Origin of the sequence: Comamonas sp. B21-038, from assembly GCF_022387135.1 — a bacterium.
GTDB lineage: Bacteria > Pseudomonadota > Gammaproteobacteria > Burkholderiales > Burkholderiaceae_C > Comamonas > Comamonas sediminis.
In genome coordinates this window covers 4,145,711-4,168,934 of the sequence record NZ_CP092462.1, presented here as the reverse complement: position 1 = coordinate 4,168,934, position 23,224 = coordinate 4,145,711, and the positions used below count along the sequence as shown (strand labels likewise).

Below are 23,224 nucleotides of genomic sequence, written 5' to 3'. Positions count from 1 at the left end.
ATGCAAGCAACAACGCAACAACTGGTGGACGGCATCTCGGAATGGATGCGCTGCGAATCGCCATCGAACAACCCCGCATCGATCGCCCGCATGGTCGAGATGATGCGCGCCCAGGCCGCAGCGGCGGGCCTGCGTGCCACGGTGATCGAGACCCAGGCCGAGGGCAAGCATGCGCCCGGCCCGGTGCTGCCCGTGCTGCACATCACCAACCGCGCCGAGGGCGATACCCGTGAAGGCCTGCTGATCCTGGGCCACGCGGACACCGTGCACCCCATCGGCATGCTGGCCGACAACCCGATCCGCATCGAAGGCGACCGCCTCTACGGCCCCGGCGGCTACGACATGAAGGCGGGCATCTACCTGGCACTGACCGCACTGAGCGCGGTGGCCACGCCGGGCAGCACCCCGCTGCCGGTGGACCTGCTGATCGTGCCGGACGAGGAAACCGGCAGCCACGCATCGCGCAAGCACATCGAGGCCTTTGCCCGCCATGCGCGCTACTGCCTGGTGGCCGAGCCCGCACGCGCCAACGGCGGCCGCTGCGTGACCGCGCGCAAGGGCACCGGCATGCTGCGCCTGGGCGTCAAGGGCCTGGCATCGCATGCCGGCGTCGCCCATGACAAGGGCCGCAGCGCGATCCGCGAAATGGCGCACCAGATCCTGGCGCTGGAAGCGATGACCGACTACCAGCGTGGCGTGACCGTGAGCGTGGGCACCATCGAAGGCGGCACCACCACCAACACCGTGCCCGCCTTCTGCAAGTGCGTGGTCGATTTCCGCCTGCCCGATTTGCAGGCTGCCGATGAGCTGGTGGGCAAGATGCGCGCACTGCGCCCTGTCGGCGAAGGCCTGGCGCTGGATATCGATGTGGAGGTGAACCGCCCGCCAATGGTCAAGGACGCGCGCGCCGAAGCGCTGCTGGCCAAGGCCCAACAATCGGCCCGCGAGGCCGGCTTTGCACTGGAAGAAGCGCCCCCTACCGGCGGCGGCAGCGATGCCAACTTCACCTCGGCCATGGGCGTGCCATCGCTGGACGGCCTGGGTGCCGACGGCGACGGCGCCCACACGGTGTACGAGCACATCCTGGTGTCGACTCTAGAGATGCGGGCGCGCTTCTGGCTGCACCTGCTGACCCACCTGGATTAAGACCAGGGGCTGGCCCCAGTTGCAGTTCAGTCGGGGTCGCGCGGCGATCCCTTGAACTGCACGGGCTGGGTGCGCCCACCCTTGCGGCGCACCACCACGGTGCCCGCGATCTTGTCGTGCCAGCCCTGCTTGCGCGGGTCAAAGGCCACCCAGATGAGGCCCAGGCAGAGCGGGATGATGGACACAAAATAGCCGAGGTAGCGGACCACTGATTGGCCCAGGCTCATCGCCTCGCCAGTCCCGGCATCCACAATCTCGGCCCCAATCAGCATCTTGCCTGGTGTGGCCCGCAGCTTGTGCCACAGCCAGATGCAGGCCACAGCGGGCAGCACCCAGCTGATCAGCACATCGGCCGGGCCCTGCACCAGGCCTTCCGCCATGAAGTACTCCCAGCCGTAGATGGCCACCAAGGCCGGGGTGATGATGACGAGCAACACCACGGTGTCGATCAAGGCCGCACCGACGCGCGCCCAAAAGCCTACATATTCCAGATCGCTGTTGTCCATTTTTTGCTCCCACGGGATGGCGCCATCTTAGGCCGCGCAGGTAAAGCTTGCGTAAGCCGGACCTCGCGTTGCCATGGCAAGATGCGGCTTTCTCCACTGCCCGAGAGCGCACCATGGCACCCCCCAATCCCGAGCTCCGCATGGCCCCCGATATGTGGGCCTTTGAAGCGCTGTACGCCCAGCCCGCAATGCTGGATGGCGAAACCCTGCGCGCCGCGCTGGCAGAGCGCCTGGGCGCGGTAGATTTGGTCGCAGACGGCGACACCATCTTGCTGGCGCTGCGCGACTACTGCGTGGACTACAGCGACAAAAAGGGCGTGCCCAGCGAGATCGCGATCATCCGCGCAGGCGAGCCGATGGACCCCACAGACTACGCCAGCGCGCTGGAGCAGACCTGGGACTGGCCCGAGAAGGAGAGTGCGCTGGCCCAGTGCCAGCACTGCGTGCTGGTGAGCGAGTTCATGGGTAGAGGTCTTTCAGCGCCCGAGCGGCTGGAGATTCTGCAAGCGGTCATGCATGTGCTGATCGAGAACGGGGGCGTCACGGCGATCAGCCAGACCAATGCCGGCTGCCTGCTGAACCCGCAGCGCTACCTGCAGGCCCATGCCGAAGGCTTTGTCTACTACGGCGTCGTCAATGTGCGCTTTTTCAACATCAGCAACCGCCCCGGCGAGATGCTGATGGACAGCCTGGGCGGCGCCACCTTTGGCGTGCCCGATGTGCAGCTGCTGTTCTCCGAGCTGGACCCTGCCGAAGTCTCGCGCTTTGTGTTCAATACCAGCGTCTACCTGGTCGAGCACGGCGATGTGATCGCCGACGGCCACACGGTGGCCGGCATCGATGGCCACAGCAAATGGGCCTGCAAGCACCTCGATGCGCTGGTCGAGCCGGAGCGGCTGGTGGTCGATATCGATCCACGGCCTGCTGACGGGGCCAACCAAGCGAACTGAGGTTTAGAGTCGCTAACACAACCCAGCAATCCGAAGGTCTGCGGTTGAGACTAGGCGTCCCCGACTAGGCGCCGAGCCGCAGGCAGTACAGTAGTACGACAAGGCTTGGCGCGGCCGGCCAGGCAACGACGTATCAAGGGTTGTGTTAGCGACTCTCAGACCGGTGCGTAGCTGCCGGTGCCGTTGGGCCAGGTCGTCAGCACCTCATGGCCATCGGGCGTCACGGCCACCATGTGCTCCCACTGTGCCGACAGCGAATGGTCCTGGGTCACGACGGTCCAGCCATCGGCGAGGGTCTTGACCTGGCGCTTGCCGGCATTGAGCATGGGCTCGATCGTGAACAGCATGCCGGCCTCCAGCACCAGGCCCTCGCCCGGGTTGCCGTAGTGCAGCACATTCGGGGCATCGTGGTAGGTCTGGCCAATGCCATGGCCGCAGAACTCGCGCACCACGCCAAAGCCCGCGCGCTTGGCCACCGTCTCGATCGCATGGCCGATATCGCCCAAGGTGGCGCCCGGCCGCACCTGGGCAATGCCGGCACGCAGCGCCTCGTAGGTGGTCTCGACCAGGCGCTTGGCCAGAATGCTGGGCGTGCCGACAAAGTACATGCGGCTGGTGTCGCCAAACCAGCCATCCTTGATGACGGCGACATCGATGTTGACGATGTCGCCCTTTTTCAGCACCCGGTCCTCGGACGGAATGCCGTGGCAGACGACATGGTTCACCGAGGTGAGGATGGTCTTGGGGTAGCCCTGGTAGCCCAGATTGGCCGGCACCGCCTTTTGCACGTTCACGATGTAGTCGTGGCAGATGGCATCGAGCGCCGCGGTGCTGACCCCCGGCACCACATGGGGTGCAATCATCTCCAGCACCTCGGCCGCCAGCTGCGCCGCCTGGCGCGCACTGGCCAGCTCGCTGGCGGTATGCACAGGCGTGATGCGCTGCGTCATGCCGCCATCCTTGCCTTGGCCACCAGCGAATGGATATCCAGGCCGCCGTCCAGCTCCGCCTGCACCAGCACCTGGCAGATTGCCCGGTGGTCCATATCGGGGTACATCTCGGCGAGCATGCCGACCCGCATCCAGTGCTCGGCCTGCGCATTGATCGAACGGCTCAGCGCCGCGCCCGCGACCCGCAGGTTCTCATGCATCGGGTCGGAAATTTTGACGATGCCCATGGTTATCCTCTATAAAACATATGCGAATTGTATATGTTTTATATATTTTTCGTTGACGCGCGGTCTGTGTGGCGCTGTCGGCAACGGCAGTAAAGATATATCTTTACAAAAACCGGCTTGAAATCTTTGATTGAAAGATATATCTTAGATGCATCTTAGTAAAGGAACACAGATGCCACATCCCCATCACCACTTTCAGCACCACCACCACCTGCACAGCCCCCGTGGCCGCCATATGGGCGAAGAGGGCGGCCCCGGCCGGGGCCCACGCCACCATGGCGATGGTCCGGGCCACGGTCCGCACGGCCATGGCCACGGGCCGGACGCTGCGCGCCACCTGGCGCACAAGCGTGAGCGCATGTTCGAGGCTGGCGGCCTCAAGCTGCTGGCGCTGCATTTGATTGGCCAGCAACCCAGCCATGGCTACGACGTGATCCGCGCCGTGGGCGAGCTGGTCGGCGGCGACTACCAGCCCAGCCCCGGCACGATCTACCCCACCTTGAGCTACCTGGTGGACATGGGCCATGCCACGGCCAGCGAATCCGAAGGCGGCCGCAAGCGCTACACCATCACTGCCGAAGGCGAGCAGGCCCTGGCCGAGCAAGCCGATGCGCTGCAGCTGCTGCTGACGCGCCTGGCCCGTGGCAAGGACCGCGATGCCCGCCAGCGCCCGCCGCAGCTGGTGCGTGCGATCGAGAACTTCAAGATGGCCCTGCGCCTGAAGATGGCGGGCGACGGCGAGACGGCGCTGTCGGCCGAGCAGATCGACAAGATCGCTGCGCTGCTCGACGAGGTCGCTCTGAAGATCGAAAAGGCCTAGGCTGTTGCGCTGCCGCAGCAAAGCTTGCGCCATCGCCTGGCGCAGGCTTGGGGCCAAGGTATGCTTGGTGGATCGCCACAGCCGTGGCCCCCTTCAGCGAGCAAAACCATGCAACGACGCCACTTTGTAGCCGCCACCCTGGTCATGGGTAGCGGCTCCGTTTTTGGCCTGGCCGGATGCGCATCCCGCCAGTCTGCCCATCCCCGTGCCGACCGTGCGCTGCACAAGGCGCTGACCCTGATCGAAGCCCAGAGCGGTGGCCGCCTGGGCGTTTATGCGTTTGATGCCGAGACCGGTGGCGAGGCCGGTTACCGCAGCGATGAACGCTTTCCGATGTGCAGCACCTTCAAGACTTTGCTGGCCGCCCATGTGCTGTACCTGGGGCAGACCGGTGCGCTCGACCTGGGCCAGCAGGTGCTGGTGACCTCGGCCGACATGGTGCCCTATGCGCCGGTGACGGAAAAGTACAAGGACCAGCCTGGCGGCATCAGCCTGCTGGAGCTGAGCGAGGCGATTGTGGTGCTGAGCGACAACGTCGCCGCCAACCTGCTGCTGCGCGCCAGCGGCGGGCCCGAAGCCTTGACGGCCTGGCTGCGCACCCTGGGCGACAAGGCGACACGCCTGGACCGCATCGAGCCCCTGCTCAACACGGCCGAGCCCGGCGACCCGCGCGACACCACGACGCCGCGTGCGATGCAGGCGACCCTGCAGGCACTGCTGCTGGGCGATGTGCTCAAGGGCTATGGCCGCGCGATGCTGCAGCAATGGCTGAGCGACAGCCGCACCGGCGACAAGCGCGTGCGCGCGGGCCTGCCATCGGAGTGGCGCGTGGGCGGCAAGACCGGTGCCGGTGCCCACAGCACCGCCAACGACTGCCTGATCGCCTGGCCCCATGCGGCCTCGGAAGGCCTGATCATCACCGCCTACCTGACCGGCGGCGAGCGCACGACCGCGCAAAGCGACGAGGTGATGGCCAAGGTGGGCGCAGCGATTGCGCAATGGCACGCCGCGCTGTAAGCGAGCCTGCTCCTACGATTTGGCAACTGGCTGGCGTGGCCCGGCCAGCAAGCCCTTGCACAGCTGCAGCAGCGCCCAGACCAGCACCAGCGGTATCACCAGGGTCTGCAGCGCAAACACCACCATCAATGTCACGAGCCGTTCCACCTGCTGGTCGAGTTGCTGCTGCAGCTCGCCGAGCTTGTCGCGCAGCGCATCGCCCGGGTTGCGCACGAGATCCTGCACCCCCGATGCCGCCTGGCTGGCCGATTGCTGGGCCTGCTGCCCCCATAGTTTGAAGCGCTCCCAGAGGCTGGATGACGGCGCCACGGCGGGGCTGGCCGGCGGGGTGGGCGTGGCTGCGTCCGCAGCTGGCGCCTTGGCCGGGGCGCGCACATCAAACTGCTGCAGCTGGCCCACCGCACCTTCGGTGGCGATCTGGTTTTCCTGGTAGGTCTGCGCGATGAAGTGCTGGAACAGCGCCTCGCTGCCGATGATGGTGACGGGCATCACCAGCCGGGTGAACAGCAGCACCACCAGCAAGCGGCTGAGCCAGGTCGGCACCGCCTGCTGGCGCCAGCGCAGCAGCAGCCAGGCCAGTGCGATGAGGCTGAGCAGCCCCGTCACGCCATAGCTGCCACCCATCGACAGCAGCAGCTTTTGCAGCCCAAACGCAATGCTGGCCCAGAGCATCCAGTCGGCAAACTGGGCGACCAGGTCGCTAATGGGGGCCAGCACCTGGCCCAGGGTCAAGGTCAGGCCCACGCCCATGGGCTGCACGGCCAGCTCGGTGCCCTGCAGCACCGAGACGACGCTGTGCAGCGCACGGGCAGTGGCAAAACTGAGCAGGGAGCGTTGCAGGCCGTCGTCCACATAGCGGTCGGCCATGGTCTGAAAGGCCGGCAGCCAGCACAGCAGCACGGCCAGCACCAACAGGCTGGCCAGTGTGATCTGGCGGGGTGTCCAACGGAAGGCGCCCGGCGGGCGAGGGGAGGAGGGAAGATTGTTCATCGGCTGGCGGCTCATAGTGGAGCCTTAGGTCGAAGGAACAACCGATTATTCCAGATACATCTGCGCGAGCTTTTGCTGGGCTTTTGCATCTACGCCCAGCACCTTTTCCACATAGTTGGGGATGCTGCCGTAGTCTTGCAGCACCGGCTGGATCGCGGCGGTCAGGAAGGGCTCCTGCACCCGCCACAGCACCTGCAGCACGTCCTCGGGGATGTGGGCGGCAGCGGCCACGGCTTCGGCCGGGCGGTGGTAGTAGTCGTTGGTCAGCAGGTAGTCCTGCAGCACGACATCCTGGGGCACGCCCAGGGTGGTCAGCAGCAAGGTGGCGGCCCAGCCGGTGCGGTCCTTGCCGGCGGTGCAGTGGAAGACGATGGGCGCATCGCTGTCGAGCAGCATCTCGAAGAACTGCGCAAACGGGGCCGCATGGTCGTGGATGAAGCTGCGGTAGGTGTCCTGCATCAGCTCCACCGTGTGGGCCGGGGTCAGACGCTGGCCTTGCTGCATCAGGCTAAAGGCGCGCTGCACCAGGGTCGGCTCGATGGCCAGCGAGTGGTGCTGGAGGCCGTCGATCGCATAGTGGTCCACCGTCTGCTCGCGCTGGCCACGAAAATCGGCCGAGCGGGCCACGCCCAGCTCGCGCAGCAGCTGCAGTTGGGATTCGGGGCTGAGCAAGGCCAGGTGGTCGGAGCGGAACAGCTTGCGCCAGCGCACCGTGCGGCCGTCCAAGCCCTGGTAGCCGCCCAGGTCGCGGAAATTGGTGGTGCCCGCCAGCGGCAGGTGGCGGGTGTAGGCCTCAGCGGTGGCCTCGGGGGTAAGCGCTGCAGATTCGGCTTGGATGGGCATCCTTTGTTTATAGCCCATCTGCAAGACCGGGGTACGACGCCAGGGCGTCTTGGGCAGGCGCTGTTGTGCAGGGCCGGGCCGCTCTGTCTCAACTGTGACGGCCTGGCACGCGGCGCATGGCACCATTTGCGGGCCCCCTTACCCGAAGACCGCACCATGGATTTTTCCCTGACCCCCGAACTGCTGGCGCTGCGCGACAAAACCCGCGCCTTTATCGCCGAGCAGGTGATTCCGCTGGAGAGCGATGCCCGGCAAAGCCGCCATGGCCCCGATGAGGCGCTGCGCCGCGAGCTGGTCGGGCGCGCCCGCGCGGCCGGCCTGCTCACGCCCCATGCGTCGCGCGAGCTGGGCGGGCTGGGCCTCACCCATGTCGAGAAGGCGGTGGTGTTTGAAGAGGCCGGCTACTCCTGGCTGGGCCCGACGGCGCTGAACATCCATGCGCCCGATGAAGGCAATATCCACCTGATGGAGGCGGTCGCCACCCCGGCCCAGCAGGCGCGCTGGCTGCGCCCGCAGGTCGCGGGCCAGCTGCGATCCTGCTTTGCGATGACCGAACCCGCACCGGGTGCCGGCTCCGATCCGGCGGCGCTGGCCACGGTGGCGGTGCGCGATGGCGATGACTACCTGATCAGCGGGCAGAAATGGTTCATCACCGGCGCCGAAGGGGCGGACTACGCGATCATCATGGCCCGCACCGAAGACGGTGGCGCCACGATGTTTCTGAGCGATATGGACCAGCCCGGCATCACGCTGGAGCGCTCGATGGATGCGATGGATGCCTGCTTTACCGGCGGCCACGGCGTGCTGCGTTTTGACAAGTTGCGTGTGCCCGCCAGCGCCATTCTGGGCGAGGTCGGCAAGGGCTTTCGCTATGCCCAGGTGCGCCTGGCGCCCGCGCGGCTGACGCACTGCATGCGCTGGCTGGGCCAGGCCCGGCGCGCGCAGGATGTGGCGCTGGCCTATGCCCGCCGCCGCACGGCCTTTGGCAAGCCGCTGTCATCGCACGAGGGCGTCGGTTTTATGCTCGCCGACAACGACATGGACCTGCACACCGCGCGCCTGCATATCTGGCACACCGCCTGGCTGCTGGACCAGGGCGAGCAGGGCAGCTATGAATCGAGCCGCGCCAAGGTGGTCTGCTCCGAGGCCGAATGGCGCGTGGTGGACCGCTGCGTGCAGATCCTGGGCGGCCAGGGCGTGACCATGGAGACCCCGGTGATGCGCATCTTCATGGACATGCGCGCCTTCCGCATCTACGACGGCCCCAGCGAGGTGCACCGCTTCAGCATGGCGCGCAAGCTGGTGCAGGCGGCCGAGAAGGATGCGCAGGCCGAGCGCGGCGTGCCCGCGATTATCCAGGCGGTGCCCGCAGCACCGCGCCCGCTGTGAACGCCGCCAGCCACAGCCCGCAGGCGCTGGCGCAGCGGCTGCAGCCCTATCTGCACGGCCTGGGCCTGTCGAAGGGTGAGCCGGTTGCCGTCAGCGTGCTGGCGGGCGGCCAGTCCAACCCCACCTACAAGCTGCAGGTGGGCGGGCGGCAGATGGTGCTGCGCAAGCAGCCTGCTGGCAGCCTGGTGGCCGGTGCGCATGCGATTGACCGCGAGCACCAGGTGATGCAGGCCTTGGCCGGCACAGCCGTGCCCGTGCCCCGCATGCTGGCCTATTGCGACGATGCCGGGCTGCTGGGCACGCCGTTCTACCTAATGGATTTTCTGGACGGCCGGGTGCTGGTGGACCCGGCGTTGCCCGGGATGGAACCTGCCGAGCGCGGCGCGTTGTATGGCGAGATGAACCGCGTGATTGCCGCGCTGCACCAGCTGGACCCGGCTGCGCTGGGCCTGGGCAGCTATGGCCGCCCGGGCGGCTATGTGGCACGCCAGACCAGGCGCTGGAGCCAGCAGACCCAGCAGTTGCGGGTGCCGGTAGACCCTGCGATGCAGCAGCTGATGGACTGGCTGCCCCGGCATCTGCCGCAGGCCGAGGAGACCACCCTGGTGCATGGTGACTACCGGCTGGACAACCTCGTCTGGCACCCCAGCGAGCCGCAGATCATCGGCGTGCTGGACTGGGAGCTGTCTACCCTGGGCGATCCGCTGGCCGACCTGGCCTACCACGGCATGGCTTGGCGCGTGCCGCCCGCGCTGTGGCGCGGCATGGGCGGCTGCGATCTGGCGGCGCTGGGCATCCCCGACGAGCGCCAGTACCTGGCGCTGTATGCCGAGCGCACGGGCCGCGACCCAGGGCCTCTGTGGGAGTACTACCTGGCCTTCAACCTGTTCCGCATGGCCGCCATCCTCTACGGCATTGCGCAGCGCGCTGCCGATGGCACGGCCGCTGCTGCCGATGCCGTGGCAACGGGCGCCAAGGCCGGCCCGCTGGCAGCGCTGGGCTGGCAATGTGCACAGGCTTTTGAGCGCGGCTGATCAGCTTTGAGGCGGCTGCACGCCCGGCGGCAGCGGCGGGCGTGCAGGCCCCTTTCAAACGCAGCACCCAGGCGGCCGGTGGGCAGCCTGGGTGGCCAGGTTCAATGCTCAGGCATGGCCTTGGGCGGGGTGGTTCACCGACAGGAAATGCTGGACCACCGGGGGTTCACTGCCTTGGTGGTACTGCGCCACTTCGCTTTGCACATCGGCATCGCTATGGGTCACCCGCTTGTGCTGGCGCAGGTGCTCGGCCCAGGATTCCACCTGGAACCACTCCATGAAGTGGTCCTCGGAAGCGGTGTCTTGCACGATGCCCCAGGCATAGGCGCCATCGCGGCGGCGGGCGGCAGACAGGCGGGCGAGGGCCTTGAGGAAGGGGGCGTGGTTGTCCTTGGCCACGTGGTAGCGGATCTGGATCATCACCGGGCCCCGGTCCTTGTCGACCGGGTGGGCGGTCAGCGGCTCGGGCCAGTGGTTGGACGGCACCAGGTCGGCCTCGCCTTCGGGCAGCTTGATGCGGTGGGCAATGAGCCCCATCACGACCAGGCCGGCAGCACCCACCAGCAAGGTGTTGGGCACTCCCAGGGCCTTGGCGGTAAAGCCCCAGCTCAGGCTGCCGAAAGTCATTGCGCCGTTGAACACGGTCAGGTAGACGGCCAGCGCACGGCCCCGCACCCAGTTGGGCAGAATGGCCTGGGCGGCACCGTTGAGCGTGGTGAGCGCGGTGATCCAGGACTGGCCCAGCAGCAGCAGCGCCAGCACAGCAGCCCATTGGGGCGGCGACACCGCCAGGAAGGCCATCACGGCAGCCGAGACCAGGGCCGACATCAGCAGCAGGCCATCGGACGACAGGCGGGCACGCAGCTTGGGCAGCAGGAAGGCACCGCCAATGGCACCGACACCAACGGCGCCCAGCAGCACACCGTAGAAGCCGGCACCACCGCCCAGCAGCTGGCGGGCCACCAGGGGCAGCAGCGCCCAGACCGAGCTGGCCAGTGCAAAGAACAGGAAGGCACGCAGCAGCACCACATGCAGCTCGCGGCTGGAGCGGGCATAGCGCAAGCCGGCACGGAAGGCGCCTGCAAAGCGTTCGCTCAGGTCGTCCTGCTCGGCCTTGGGCCGGGGCCACCACAGCAGCGCCGCAATCACAAAGGCGTAGCTGATCACATCCACCCCGTAGGTGACCGAGGCACCCAGGCCGGCCAGCACCACACCACCCAAAGCCGGGCCGATGGCGCGGGCAATGTTGATGCCCAGCGAGTTGAGTGCCACCGCTGATTTGAGGTCGCGCTTGGCAACCAGCTCGGGCACGATGGCCTGCCAGGTCGGGCCCATCAGCGCGGCACCAATGCCACCCAGAAAGGTCAGTGCCACGAGCGAGCCCACCGTCTGCATGCCCATCGCCGACAGGGTCATCAAGCTGATGCTGACGCAGGCCAGCAGCACCTGGATGGCAATCAGAAACTTGCGGCGGTCCAGGATATCGGACAGCACGCCTGCCGGGATGGCCAGCAAAAAGGCCGGTGCCGAGGCTGCCGCCTGCACCAGCGCGACGGCCGTTGGCGAGGGCGAGAGGTCGGTCATCAGCCAGGCGCTGGCCACATCGCGCACAAAGCTGCCGGTGTTGCCAACGACGGTGGCGATCCACAGCACGGCAAACAGCTTTTGCTGCAAGGGGGCAAAGCTGCCGCCGGCAGGCGGGGCCGGGGCAGCGGGCTGCGCCGGGGGATGGTCGGGGTGGGAGTGGTTCATGGCGGGTCTCGGATCAGCAGAAATGGATAGGGTGGGCAGACCGCTCAGGACATCCAGCAGGAGCAGCCCAGCGCGCCAAAGAAACCTTGCATGTCGGAGGCCGGCACCTTGGAAGCCCAGGCATCGGCATGCTGGTGGCCGTGCATGCCGCAGTGGCTGCCGCAGCCGCAGGCAGCAGCCAGGCTGCGGTAGCGGGCGGGGTTCAGCGAGTGTTTGCCGGCACCTTCGGGCTCGCCCCAGGCGCCATAGCCACCAAAGCGGCGCACGGGCGACCAGTCGGGCATCGCTGGGGGCAGCGGGTTGGCGTCATGGTGGGCAAAGCTGCCTGCGCCGTACACCACCCGGCCACCGACCACGGTCAGGTCCGAGGTGAGGAAGGAGATTTCATCCTCGGGCACCTGGAAATAGTCCTTGCTCGGCACGATCAGGTCGGCAAACTGGCCCACCTGGATGCGGCCACGCGCACCTTCCTCGTTGGAGAACCAGGCCACGTTCTCGGTCCACATGCGCAGCGCGGTTTCGCGGTCGAGCAGGTTGCGCTCGGGGTACATCTGCATGCCGCCGACGGTCTTGCCGGTCACCATCCAGGACAGCGACACCCAGGGGTTGTACGAGGCCACGCGGGTGGCATCGGTACCGGCGGAGACCTTGACGCCTTTTTCCAGCATCTTCTTCACGGGCGGCGTGGCTTCCATCGCCTGGTGGCCATAGCGTTCGGCAAAGTACTCGCCCTGGTAGGCCATGCGGTGCTGCACGGCAATGCCGCCACCGAGCGCGGCGATGCGGTCGATCGAGCGGTCGGAGATGGTTTCGGCATGGTCAAAGAACCAGTTCAGGCCGTTGATGGGCGTTTCCTGGTGCACCTTTTCGAAGACATCGAGCGCGCGGCTGATGGTCTCGTCATAGGTGGCATGCAGGCGCCAGGGCCATTGGTTCTGCACCAGCACGCGCACCACGTCTTCGAGCTCGGTCTCCATCTGCGGGGGCATGTCGGGGCGGGGCTGGCGAAAGTCTTCAAAGTCGGCCGCCGAGTACACCAGCATCTCGCCAGCGCCGTTGTGGCGGAAGTAGTCGTTGCCCTGCTTGTACTTGACCGACTGCGTCCACTGCAGAAAGTCGTCCTTTTCTTCCTTGGGCTTTTGCGTGAACAGGTTGTAGGCCAGGCGCACGGTGATCTGGCCTTGTTTGTTGAGTTCTTCGATGACCTGGTAGTCATCGGGGTAGTTCTGCGAGCCGCCACCGGCGTCGATGACCCCGGTCACGCCCAGGCGGTTGAGCTCGCGCATGAAGTGGCGCGTGGAGTTGACCTGGTACTCGAAGGGCAGCTTGGGGCCCTTGGCCAAGGTGGAATAGAGGATGGTGGCATTGGGCTTGGCCAGCAGCAGGCCCTGCGGGTTGCCCTGGCTGTCGCGCACGATTTCGCCACCTGGTGGCTGGGGCGTGTCGCGGTGGTAGCCCACGGCACGCAGCGCCGCGGCGTTGAGCAGGGCGCGGTCATACAGGTGCAGCAGGAACACGGGGGTGTCCGGCGCAATCGCATTGATCTCGGCCAGGGTCGGCAGGCGCTTTTCGACAAACTGGTGCTCGGTAAAACCGCCCACCACGCGCACCCACTGCGGTGCGGGTGTGATCGCCACCTGCTGGCGCAGCATCTCCAGCGCATCGGCGAGCGAGCGCACGCCGTCCCAGCGCAGCTCCATGTTGAAGTTCAGACCGCCGCGAATCACATGGGTGTGGTTGTCAAACAGGCCGGGCAGCGCACTGCGGCCTTGCAGGTCGACCTTGCGGGTGCCGCTGCTGGCCAGCGCCAGCACCTCGGCATCACTGCCCACCGCGACAAACTTGCCATCGCGGATGGCCACGGCGCTGGCCGTGGGCTGGGCCTTGTTCAACGTAGTGAAGCGGCCGTTGTGAAAAATGGTGTCGGGGCTGGAGGTGGTCATGGCAGTGGCGTGCTGGGTGGGTGGTGAGGGGTGGCGGCGGTGGGAGTCTGGGCCTGCGTGCGAAGACGCCAGCCCCCACCTGGAAGCAATTAAACAGCAGGCTTGGGGCCGATGGTGTTGCCGTGCTGTGCACGCTCGGGCGCCTTGTGCACCATCGTGTAGGCATAGTCCACGCCCATGCCGTAGGCACCGGAGTGTTCGCGCACGATGTCCATCACCGCGTCATAGGTCTCGCGCTTGGCCCAGTCGCGCTGCCATTCCAGCAGCACCTGCTGCCAGGTGACGGGCACCACACCGGCCTGCACCATGCGCTGCATGGCCTGGTTGTGCGCTTCGAGCGAGGTGCCGCCCGAGGCGTCGGCCACCATGTAGATCTCGTAGCCGGCGTCGTGCATGGCGCTCAGTGCAAAGGTGGTGTTGCAGACCTCGGTCCACAGGCCGGAGACGATGATCTTCTTGTGGCCCTTGGCGACGTTGGCGGCCAGCGCATCACGCACATTCTGGTCGTCCCAGGAGTTCATCGAGGTGCGCTCCAGGATGGGGTTGCCGGGGAACACATTCAGCAGCTCGGGGTAGGTGTGGCCGGAGAAGCTGTGGGTCTCGACCGTGGTGATGGTGGTCGGCACGCCGAACACCTTGGCCGCCTTGGCCAGGCCCACCACATTGTTCTTCAGAGTCTGGCGGTCGATGGACTGCACACCGAACGCCATCTGTGGCTGCTGGTCGATGAAGATCATCTGGCTGTTGGCGGGGGTCAGGACTTCGAGGAATCGTTTGTTGGTCATGGTGCGTGCTCCTGGAAAAGTGAAAACGGGAAAGGCGTGTGTTTAAAAAAGGAATCTGGGCTGACTTAGTTCAGAGCCGGTGCATCCACCAGCACGATTTCGGTCTCTTCGGTGGCAGTGATGCGGATCGTGGTTTCGCCATGGATCGCGGCACCATCGCGGCTGGACAGCGCCACACCATTGACCGAGGCACTGCCCTTGGCAAGGACCAGGTAGCCATAGCGGTCGGCATGCGCAAAACCGTAGTCCAGGCTTTCGCCGGCCTTGATCGTGGCACCCAGCACCCGGGCATTGGCACGGATGGGCAGCGCATCGCCATCACCGTCCATGCCGCTGGCCAGGGTCACAAACTTGCCGCTGCGGTCGCCCTTGGGGAAGGGCTTGGCGCCCCAGCTGGGCTTGTCGCCCTGGCGGTCGGGCAGGATCCAGATCTGGAAGATGCGGGTCGTCGTGGACTCCAGGTTGTATTCCGAGTGGCGCACGCCGCTGCCGGCGCTCATCACCTGCACATCACCGGCTTCGGTGCGGCCCCGGTTGCCCAGGCTGTCTTCGTGGGTGATGGCACCTTCACGGACATAGGTGATGATTTCCATGTCGGCATGGCCGTGCGGTGGGAAGCCGGTTTGCGGCGCGATGGTGTCATCGTTCCAGACCCGCAGAGCGCCCCAGTTCACGCGCTGGGCGTCACGGTAGTCGGCAAAAGAGAAGTGGTGCTTGGCATCGAGCCAACCGTGGTTGGCACCGCCCAGGCTGTCAAAGCTGCGTCGTTCAATCATGTCTTTCTCCAGGTGTTTGTCGTCGATGAAGAAAGTGTAGGCCGCGTTGAATATGATTAAAATAGAAAATATAGAAAAGCATTCATTCCATATTTGATGTGATCGAGAAAGCGATGAAGCAATGAGCAAGCTGCCTGACCTGGAGGCCTGGGCCATTTTTGCGAAGGTGGCCGAGACCGGATCGTTCGCGCGCACCGCTGCCGAGCTGGCGCTGTCGCAGGCAACGGTGTCCAAGGCCATCACGCGGCTGGAGGGCCGCATGAAGACCAGCCTGTTCCACCGCACCTCGCGCCGCATGGCACTGACGGACGCCGGCAGTAGCGCGCTGGAGCGGGCCACGCGCATCCTGCAGGAAGGCGAGGCGGTGGAGGCCGATATCACCGACCGATCCACCAGCCTGCGCGGCCAGATCCGCATTGCCGCGCCGATGTCGTTCGGCATTGCGCGGCTGTCGCCGATCCTGCCCCGGTTCATGGCGATGCACCCGGATGTGGAGCTGAACCTGCACTTTGCCGACGAGCAGGTGGACCTGATCCGCGACCGTTTCGACCTGGCGCTGCGCATTGCCAACCTGAGCGATTCGAGCCTGATTGCGCGCACCTTGTGCAAGGTGCGCATCTTGCTGGTGGGGTCGCCGGCCTACTTCGAGCGCTATGGCCGCCCGGTGCACCCGCGTGATCTCGCCAGGCACAAGGGCCTGCAGTACAGCCTGGCGCGCTATGGCACCAGCTGGCGCTTTCGCCATGCAAGGCATGGCGAGTACACGCAGGTGATGCCGATACAGATGCAGGTGAACAATGCCGAGGCGCTGCAACCGGCGCTGCTGGCCGGCATGGGCCTGGCCTTGCAGCCCTCGTTTCTGGTGTGGCAGGAGCTGCGCGATGGCAGCCTGCAGACGGCCATGCCGGGCTGGGAGGCGGATGTGCTGTCGCTCAACATCGTCACCCCGCCGGGCCGCAGCCGGCCCGCGCGCGTGCAGGCCTTCATGGACTATGCGGCCCAGCAGTTCATCAACGAGCCCTGGGCGGAGCTGCCGCCGCAGCTCAACGAGGATCCGCTGGCCGTGTGACGCCGGCTTGGACCTTTAGCGCGCTGCCGCTGCAACCGCCACCGCACGCGGTGTGCGCCGGCCCCAGTTCATCACCACGGTGCCGGCGATGGCCATCGCGCCACCCAGCAGCATCGAGGCATCGATCTGCTCGCCCAGCCACAGGGCCGAGCAGGCCACGCCAATCACCGGCACCAGCGTGATGTAGCCGGATGCGGCACCGGCGCCCAGCGCCTTGACGCCATCAAAGTACCAGGCGTAAGCCAGCGCCGTGGAGCCCCAGGCCAGGAACAGCAGCGCGCCCCAGGCGGGCAGGCCGGCATCGAAGGCCCGGGCCATGCCCTGCGGCCCTTCGGCGACCAGGCTTGCGGCCAGCAGCATGACCGCGCCGATGGTGGCGGTGACCGCAGTGGTGGACAGCGCATCAACCCCGGCCAGTATCGCCCGGCCCAGCAGGGTGTAGCTGACCCAGCAGGCCACGCAGCCCAGGATCAGCAGCTCGCCCTGGCCCAGGCCGCCGGCCAGCAGCTGGGCCGGATCGCCGTGCGAGATGACCAGCACGGCCCCCAGCGCTGCCAGCGCCATGCCCAGCGCGATGGTGCGGTTGATGCGCTCACGAAAGATCCAGGCGGCCAGCAGCAAGGTGAGCACCGGGTTGAGCGTGATGACGAGCGCCGCCTTGCTGGCGGGCAGGTACTGCAGACCGCTCAAAAAGCAGGCGGCATAGCCAAACACGCCGGTGGCTGCAGCGGCCACCATGCCGAGCCAGCGCTTGGGCGACCATTGCCTGAGCCCGCGCATGCCGCCTGCGGCATAGAGCCAGACCAGCAGCACCACGGCGGCCAGCACAAAACGCAGGCCTGACGCCGCCAGCGGCGGCATGTGCTGGGCGACGATGCGGCCGCTGGGCCAGGAGGCGCCCCAGAGCAAGGCCATGCCGATCAAACGCAGGTGCGAGGCGGCCTGCGGGCCGAAGGTATTTTGTAAATTCATGTGTGGATTGCCCGGCCGAACCCGGCACGCACAACGCACCCCAGCAGGCCCGGGGGCGACTATAGCGACTGTGCGGGCTGGGGGGGTGGCAGGCCGGCGACAGGTGACCAGAGCGAGGGGCTAAGCAGTGGCGCTGGCACAGCCCGGCACTGTTGTGTGTTGGCTGCAAACCGGCAGCGATGATGGTGGATACTGCGCGACAAGCGTGCGTTTTCTGCCGCCTGGCAGCGCCGCTATAGTGGCGGCTGCCCGACCGACCCCCTTCTTTTCCCACCCCTGCAAGGAGACTTTCATGTTCAGCCACATCATGCTCGGCACCAGCGATCTGGAGAAATCACGCCAGTTCTACGATGCCTTCCTCGCCGAGCTGGGCGTGTCCCCGGGTGCTGCCAACAAGAACCGCTATTTCTGGCGCGGCAATGGCGGCACCTTCAGCGTCAGCACCCCCATCAATGGCGAGGCAGCCAGCATCGGCAATGGCAGCACCACCGGCTTTGCCGCCAGCAGCACCGAGCAGGTCGACAAGGCCCATGCGGTGGGCGTGGCCCATGGCGGCGTGGCCTGTGAAGACCCACCGGGCTGGCGCGGCGAGGGCCCTGCAGCCCTGTACCTGGCCTACCTGCGCGACCCGGATGGCAACAAGCTCTGCCTGGCCTACCGCCAGCCCAAGGTTTAATCCGCCCCCCGTAAAAACGCCCCGCAGCTGCGGGGCGTTTTTCGTTGGCGGGTGTCAGACCTTTGCGCCGCGCCGCCCGCCCAAGGTGATCCAGGTCAGCAGCACGCCACACAGCGCGCCGGTGGCCATGCCCACCACCATGGGCAGCGGTTTGCCGCTGGAGAACACGCCCACAATCTGCATCGCCACCGCACCGGTCAGCATCTGCAAGGTACCCAGCAAGGCCGACGCGGTGCCGGCGATCTGGCCATGCGCCTCCAGTGCCAGCACCGAGGTCGTCGGGATCACCAGGCCCATCAAGCCGCTGGCAACAAAGTACAGGCCAATCAACACGGCGAGCTGGTCGCCGCCCATCAGGTAATAGGCCAGCAGGCAGCACATCACCACGCCGCTGGCGGTGGCGGCCAGTTTGACAACGGGCACCAGCCCAAAGCGTTTGCCCAGCATGCCGGTGAACTGCGCCGCACCAATGAACGCAATCGCATTGAACGCAAAGGCCATGCTGTACTGCGTGGTGCTGAGGCCATAGTGGTTGATCAGCACAAAGGGCGAGCCCGCCAGGTAGACGAAGAAGCCGGCCATCGCGCAGGCGCCGATGAACACCAGCCCCAGGTAGTGCCAGTCACGCAGCAGCAGGCCATAGGCTTTGAGCACGCCGCCGAGGCTGCTGTCCACCCCATGGCTGGCCGCGCGGGTCTCGGGCAGGCCACGTGCCATCGCGACCATGCCGATGAGGGCGGCAGCGGCCACCACCCAGAAAACCATGCGCCAGCCGCCGACCGCAATCACCCCGCTGCCGGCCAGCGGCGCGAGGATTGGCGAGACGCTGAAGACCAGCATCAGCAGCGACATCATGCGGGCGGCTTCATGGCCGGTGTGCAGGTCACGCACCACTGCACGCGGAATGGCCATGCCCGCTGCCGCGCCCAGCCCCTGGATAAAGCGCAGCACCACCAGGGTGTGAATATCCTGCGCCAGCGCGCAGCCGACACTGGCCAGCACGAAAATGGCCAGGCCCAGGTAGAGCGGCTTCTTGCGGCCCCACATGTCGGCCAGGGTGCCAAACAGCGGCTGGCCCACGCCCAGCGCCAGGAAGAAGGCCGTCAGGCTGGCTTGCACGGCACCGACGGGCGCTTGCAGGCTGGCGCCAATCTGCGGCAGCGCCGGCAGGTACATGTCGATGGCAAAAGGGCCAATGGCCGATAGCAGGCCCAGGATGAAAACCAGGCGCAGGGAGATGGCTGAAGACATACGCGTTACAGACACGCAGGCCGTGGGCCTGCGGTCGTTCATAGGGTTCGGTGTCGGAAAAGGCCTGTGGGTGCGGAACGCGAGGGTTCAGGCACCCAGGCCGGATGCAGCGTGTGCATCGAGAAGGATCTGCATTATTGCACCAGGCCGCCGCCATCGTCCGTTGCAAGGCTGCTTGGCAGCACCTGCCTCTGCCCCCATGCCGGCTAGGGGGTGGCGGTCTGCGCGCTGTGCTGTGCCAGATGCCGGGCGGCATAGGCCTCGTACCAGGGCAGGCAGCCAGGGTTGGCCATGGTCTGGGGGTTCAGCACCTTGCCCGCAGGCTGGCCCAGGAGCAACTTCTTGATCGGCAGCTCCAGCTTTTTGCCGGTGAGGGTGCGCGGCACTTCGGCCACCTGCACGATGGTGTCGGGGATAAAGCGGGGCGACAGCGCGGTGCGTATCGCCTGCGCGATGCGGTCCTGGAGGGCGGCATCGAGCACCAGGCCCTCGCGCAGCACGACAAACAGCGGCATATAGCTGTCGCGGCCCAGGTACTCCAGGTCGATGACCATCGAATCCTGCACCTCGGGCAGCGCCTCGATCGCGTTGTAGATTTCGCTGGTGCCCATGCGCAGGCCCTGGCGGTTGATGGTGGCATCGCTGCGGCCATAGATCACGCAGCTGCCGTCGCTGTTGATCTGAATCCAGTCGCCGTGGCGCCAGATGCCGGGCCAGTGGTCGAAATAGCTGTCCAGGTAGCGCTGCTTGCCCGGGTCGTTCCAGAAGTACAGCGGCATCGACGGAATGGGCCGGGTGCAGACCAGCTCGCCCACCTCGTCGCGCACGGGCTGGCCCTGCTCGTTCCAGGCCTCGACCGCATGGCCCAGCCAGCGGCATTGCATGCGCCCGGGTGCCTGGGGCAGGCTGCGGTTGCCGCCGATGAAGGCGCCGCAGAAATCGGTGCCGCCCGAGATATTGCACCAGAACACCTCGGCAGCCCCCGCAGCCGCCAGCTGGGCGCTGCCCCAGCGCTGCACTTCGGGGGCGAGCGGCGAGCCGGTGCTGCCCAACGTGCGCACCTGTTGCAGGCCGGCGATGGCGCTGACGTCCAGACCGGCTTTCATGCAGTTGCTGTAATAGGCGGCCCCTGCGCCAAAGATGGTGGTGCGATGCCGGGCCGCAAAACGCCACAGCACCCCCCAGTCGGGCTGGCTGCTGCTGCCTGCCGGATGCCCGTCGAAGATGGTGATCGTGGTGCCAAACAGCAGGCCGCTGACCTGGATGTTCCACATCACCCAGCCGGTGGAGCTGTACCAGAGAAAGCGCTCGCCGGCATGGCTGTCGCTGTAACTGGCGCCCAGGTCGTTGTGCAGGCCCGCCACATGCAAGGCGAGCAGGATGCCGCCAGTGCCGTGCACGATGGGTTTGGGCAGGCCGGTGGTGCCGCTGGAGTAGACGATCCAGATCGGGTGGTCAAAGGGCAGCCATTCGGGCTCGAAGCCGGCCACAGCCTGCGCATCCTGGCCGGTGGTGGCCCAGTCCCAGTGGTGGCTGCCCACGGGGGCGGCCGCATAAGGGGTCTGCACGGTCAGGCAGTGCTGCACCGTGGGCAGCTCGGCCAGCAAGGACTGCACCACGGCACTGCGGTCCAGCGGCTTGCCGCCGTAGTACACACCGTCGACGGCGATCAAGGCCTTGGGCTCGATCTGCTTGAAGCGGTCCACCACGGCAGCCACGCCCATGTCGGGGGCGCAGACGCTCCAGACCGCGCCGAGGCTGACGCAGGCCAGCATCGCGACCACTGTCTCGGGGATATTGGGCATGTAGGCGGCCACGCGGTCGCCCCGGCCAATGCCCAGGCTGCGCAGCGCCACTGCCACCGAGGCCACCTGGCGCTGCAGCTCGGGCCAGGCCATCTCGCGCACCTGGCCCAGCTCGTTGTCGCTGACGATCGCCGGCACCCCGGCTTGATGGGCTGCTGCCGCATGGCGCAGCAGCTGGCGCGGCAGGCTGACCTGGGCACCGCTGAACCAGCGCGCATCGGGCATCGGATCGGCGCTCAGTACCTCGGTGATCGGCGTAGGCGATTCGAGTTGGTAGTAGTCCCAGATGCTGCGCCAGAAATCGGCCAGATGCGCCACGGACCAGGCGTGCAGGGCCTCGTAGTCCTCAAACTGCAGGCCATGCTGCTGGCTGAGCCATTGTTCGTAGTGCTGGATCTGGGGCAGGGGGGAGGAAGCAGAGGTGGTCATGGCAGATGAGAAAGCTTTTGCCGAGCGTACGCAAAGCGGGGCCCGCTTGCACGAGGGGAAGCACGCAAGCTGTCACCCTGGCAGCAGGGACTGTTTTTCACAGGGATGGACCCGCCGCTGCTGCTTTGCAATGTTATTTTTTGTCAGCCTGCTCAAGCCCTTTGCCGGCGCAGCAATTGGCTTGCTGGCACAATTCGCGCCCGGGTGCTGACGGGCGCCTTTCGTTTTTTCCTACACAGTGCTGACCTGCCTGCAAGCGATCATCACCACGCAGGCGCTGCATGTCGTGCAGCGCAGGCAGAGGCCCCGGGCGCAGACCCCGGGAGCCAGGCAAGGCAGAGGGGATGGAAGGCGAGGAGCCCGCGTGCTGCGTCCGAGGACGCAAGCGCTGCACGGTGACTGCAAGATGCATGCAATTGCACTGCATTGGTCACAAAATAAAGCATCCACGCTGGAACTTACTCGATAGGCTCGGGTTCTCAATCGTCGCGCTTTGGCGCATGGTTGGTCTTCCCTGCATGCCCTGGAAACCAGCGGCAACGCGGGAACCGCAAAGCCCGATGGGTCAGCTTTCGTGCCGCTTGGCGCGTTAAGCACAGATGTTTAATTCCCAGCAAGCACTGCTGGGGGCGGCCTTCGGGCCTGGCCCCGGCAGCGCAAAGAAACGACACCCAGTCTGGGAGCGCAGCAACGGCCATGGGGCCTGCTGCGGTTAGATGGAGATCATTGGTTTTGTCTGGATTCCGTATGAAATACAACCCTGCGCTGGACGGTATGCGCGCAGTGGCAATCGTCCTGGTGTTTCTGTCGCACGCCCATGCGCCGATGTTTGATGGCGCTTTCTTTGGCGTGGATCTGTTCTTTGTGCTCAGCGGTTTCCTGATCACCTCGCTGCTGCTCAAGGAGCACCAGCAATCGGGCCGCCTCGACTTCTGGCGCTTTTACAAGCGCCGCTTCCTGCGCCTGGGCCCGGCGCTGCTGCTGTTCCTGGCTGCCTACTGGCTGTTTGCGCCGCTGATCTGGCCGGGCCTCGATGATGTAAACCAGGATGTGGTGGTCTCGGCGCTGTACCTGGCCGACTACGGCATCGCCTTCTTTGACAGCCCGGACACCCTGCTGCACATGTGGTCGCTGTCGGTGGAAGAGCACTTCTACCTGATCTGGCCACCGCTCCTGGTGCTGCTGCTGGCGCATACCGCGCGCAAGCAGCTGTGGCGCCCGGTGCTGCTGCTGGTGGTGCTGATGTTTGTCTGGCGCGCCTACTGGGTGGCCCAGGGCCAGCACTTCTATGAAATCTTCTTCCGCTTCGACACCCGCGCCACCGGCATGCTGCTGGGCAGCGCGCTGGCCGCTGTCGCCGTGCACCGCCCCGAGTGGATGGATGCCCTGCATGCCCGCCAGAAATACCTGCTGTGGCTGCTGCCGGTGCTGCCCTTTGCGGTGATTGGCTACGGCTGGGACGACGCCGGTGCGCTGCTCTGGGGTTTTGCGCTAGTCGAACTGGTCGCCGCCGCCATCATTGTTGCGGTGAGCAAGCAAAAGGGTGTGTTGTTTGACATGCTGAGCCTGCCGGCGCTGGTCTGGGTCGGCAAGATGTCCTACGGTATCTACCTGTGGCACTACCCTGTGGTGCGCCTGCTGCGCGCCCATACCGACTGGCAGTGGGTGGTGATTTTGGGCCTGCCGATCTCGGCTGCCTTTGCTGCGCTGTCCTTCTACACGATCGAGCGCTGGGCACTGGGCCTGCGTGACCGCTCCGGCAGCAGCAAACCGGTGGCGCAGCCAGCGGGCTCGCGCACCGCATAAGCGGCCGTCTCTCCCCACAAAGCCGGGCCTTGCCCGGCTTTGTGGTTCTTGCAAGGCACTCCTGCATGGTAAAAAAGCGGGGTTTGAT

At 66.2% G+C, this 23,224-nt stretch carries 21 protein-coding genes; 9 read left to right on the top strand and 12 right to left on the bottom strand.

Annotated features, from left to right (window positions below; genetic code table 11):
- On the top strand, positions 1–1,146 hold the full coding sequence (locus MJ205_RS19010) for a M20 family metallopeptidase (RefSeq protein WP_239809885.1): 1,146 nt from the start codon (positions 1–3) through the stop codon (positions 1,144–1,146).
- A 26-nt stretch (positions 1,147–1,172) separates the two neighbouring features.
- On the opposite strand, the gene MJ205_RS19005 is transcribed toward MJ205_RS19010, so the two are convergent.
- The gene (locus tag MJ205_RS19005; RefSeq protein ID WP_239809884.1) at positions 1,173–1,652 is read right to left on the bottom strand and encodes an RDD family protein; all 480 of its coding nucleotides are present in this window, start codon (positions 1,650–1,652) and stop codon (positions 1,173–1,175) included.
- A gap of 113 nt (positions 1,653–1,765) precedes the next feature.
- Here MJ205_RS19005 and MJ205_RS19000 point away from each other — a divergent pair, with 113 nt between their 5' ends.
- On the top strand, positions 1,766–2,602 hold the full coding sequence (locus MJ205_RS19000) for a DUF4261 domain-containing protein (protein WP_239809883.1): 837 nt from the start codon (positions 1,766–1,768) through the stop codon (positions 2,600–2,602).
- Between the two features lie 155 nt (positions 2,603–2,757).
- Here the strand turns inward: MJ205_RS19000 and map are convergent, their stop codons facing one another.
- Together map and MJ205_RS18990 are read right to left on the bottom strand one after the other, a co-directional pair.
- On the bottom strand, positions 2,758–3,552 hold the full coding sequence (map, locus tag MJ205_RS18995) for a type I methionyl aminopeptidase (RefSeq protein ID WP_239809882.1): 795 nt from the start codon (positions 3,550–3,552) through the stop codon (positions 2,758–2,760).
- A complete protein-coding gene (locus MJ205_RS18990) occupies positions 3,549–3,779 on the bottom strand; it encodes a ParD-like family protein (RefSeq protein ID WP_182326383.1) in 231 nt (76 codons plus the stop codon). Before MJ205_RS18990 ends, map begins: the two co-directional genes overlap by 4 nt.
- Before the next feature lie 172 nt (positions 3,780–3,951).
- On the opposite strand from MJ205_RS18990, the gene MJ205_RS18985 reads away from it, so the two are divergent.
- Positions 3,952–4,599: a PadR family transcriptional regulator gene (locus MJ205_RS18985; protein ID WP_239809881.1), complete on the top strand. Its 648-nt coding sequence runs from the start codon at positions 3,952–3,954 to the stop codon at positions 4,597–4,599.
- A gap of 108 nt (positions 4,600–4,707) precedes the next feature.
- Positions 4,708–5,616: a class A beta-lactamase gene (gene bla, locus MJ205_RS18980; RefSeq protein WP_239809880.1), complete on the top strand. Its 909-nt coding sequence runs from the start codon at positions 4,708–4,710 to the stop codon at positions 5,614–5,616.
- A 12-nt stretch (positions 5,617–5,628) separates the two neighbouring features.
- On the opposite strand, the gene MJ205_RS18975 is transcribed toward bla, so the two are convergent.
- On the bottom strand, positions 5,629–6,621 hold the full coding sequence (locus MJ205_RS18975) for a hypothetical protein (protein ID WP_239809879.1): 993 nt from the start codon (positions 6,619–6,621) through the stop codon (positions 5,629–5,631).
- Between the two features lie 30 nt (positions 6,622–6,651).
- Positions 6,652–7,449, bottom strand: a complete 798-nt coding sequence (locus MJ205_RS18970) for a tyrosine-protein phosphatase (protein WP_239809878.1) — start codon at positions 7,447–7,449, stop codon at positions 6,652–6,654.
- A 156-nt stretch (positions 7,450–7,605) separates the two neighbouring features.
- Between MJ205_RS18970 and MJ205_RS18965 the strand changes: the two genes are divergently transcribed.
- Positions 7,606–8,838, top strand: coding sequence for an acyl-CoA dehydrogenase family protein (locus MJ205_RS18965; RefSeq protein WP_239809877.1), 1,233 nt, complete (start codon positions 7,606–7,608; stop codon positions 8,836–8,838).
- Complete coding sequence (locus MJ205_RS18960) at positions 8,835–9,872, top strand: phosphotransferase family protein (RefSeq protein WP_446715036.1); 1,038 nt, start codon at positions 8,835–8,837, stop codon at positions 9,870–9,872. Before MJ205_RS18965 ends, MJ205_RS18960 begins: the two co-directional genes overlap by 4 nt.
- 108 nt (positions 9,873–9,980) lie before the next feature.
- Here the strand turns inward: MJ205_RS18960 and MJ205_RS18955 are convergent, their stop codons facing one another.
- From MJ205_RS18955 to MJ205_RS18940, 4 genes are all read right to left on the bottom strand, one after another.
- Positions 9,981–11,624, bottom strand: a complete 1,644-nt coding sequence (locus tag MJ205_RS18955) for an MFS transporter (protein WP_239809876.1) — start codon at positions 11,622–11,624, stop codon at positions 9,981–9,983.
- 44 nt (positions 11,625–11,668) lie between these two features.
- On the bottom strand, positions 11,669–13,567 hold the full coding sequence (locus tag MJ205_RS18950; protein ID WP_239809875.1) for an amidohydrolase: 1,899 nt from the start codon (positions 13,565–13,567) through the stop codon (positions 11,669–11,671).
- An 89-nt stretch (positions 13,568–13,656) separates the two neighbouring features.
- Positions 13,657–14,352, bottom strand: coding sequence for a hydrolase (locus tag MJ205_RS18945; protein WP_239809874.1), 696 nt, complete (start codon positions 14,350–14,352; stop codon positions 13,657–13,659).
- A gap of 65 nt (positions 14,353–14,417) precedes the next feature.
- Positions 14,418–15,128, bottom strand: a complete 711-nt coding sequence (locus MJ205_RS18940; protein ID WP_239809873.1) for a pirin family protein — start codon at positions 15,126–15,128, stop codon at positions 14,418–14,420.
- Positions 15,129–15,249: 121 nt separating this feature from the next.
- Here MJ205_RS18940 and MJ205_RS18935 point away from each other — a divergent pair, with 121 nt between their 5' ends.
- A complete protein-coding gene (locus MJ205_RS18935) occupies positions 15,250–16,197 on the top strand; it encodes a LysR family transcriptional regulator (protein ID WP_239809872.1) in 948 nt (315 codons plus the stop codon).
- A 15-nt stretch (positions 16,198–16,212) separates the two neighbouring features.
- On the opposite strand, the gene MJ205_RS18930 is transcribed toward MJ205_RS18935, so the two are convergent.
- Positions 16,213–17,169: a DMT family transporter gene (locus MJ205_RS18930; protein ID WP_239809871.1), complete on the bottom strand. Its 957-nt coding sequence runs from the start codon at positions 17,167–17,169 to the stop codon at positions 16,213–16,215.
- Between the two features lie 292 nt (positions 17,170–17,461).
- On the opposite strand from MJ205_RS18930, the gene MJ205_RS18925 reads away from it, so the two are divergent.
- Complete coding sequence (locus MJ205_RS18925; RefSeq protein ID WP_239809870.1) at positions 17,462–17,845, top strand: VOC family protein; 384 nt, start codon at positions 17,462–17,464, stop codon at positions 17,843–17,845.
- Positions 17,846–17,899: 54 nt separating this feature from the next.
- Here MJ205_RS18925 and MJ205_RS18920 read toward each other — a convergent pair whose 3' ends face one another.
- Positions 17,900–19,096 (bottom strand): multidrug effflux MFS transporter, encoded by a 1,197-nt coding sequence (locus tag MJ205_RS18920; protein ID WP_239809869.1) that lies wholly within the window; start codon positions 19,094–19,096, stop codon positions 17,900–17,902.
- 206 nt (positions 19,097–19,302) lie between these two features.
- Entirely contained in the window at positions 19,303–21,330 is a 2,028-nt protein-coding gene (locus tag MJ205_RS18915) for an acetoacetate--CoA ligase (protein WP_239809868.1), read from the bottom strand.
- A 747-nt stretch (positions 21,331–22,077) separates the two neighbouring features.
- Between MJ205_RS18915 and MJ205_RS18910 the strand changes: the two genes are divergently transcribed.
- A complete protein-coding gene (locus tag MJ205_RS18910) occupies positions 22,078–23,136 on the top strand; it encodes an acyltransferase family protein (protein ID WP_429948639.1) in 1,059 nt (352 codons plus the stop codon).
- The last annotated feature ends 88 nt before the right edge of the window (positions 23,137–23,224 follow it).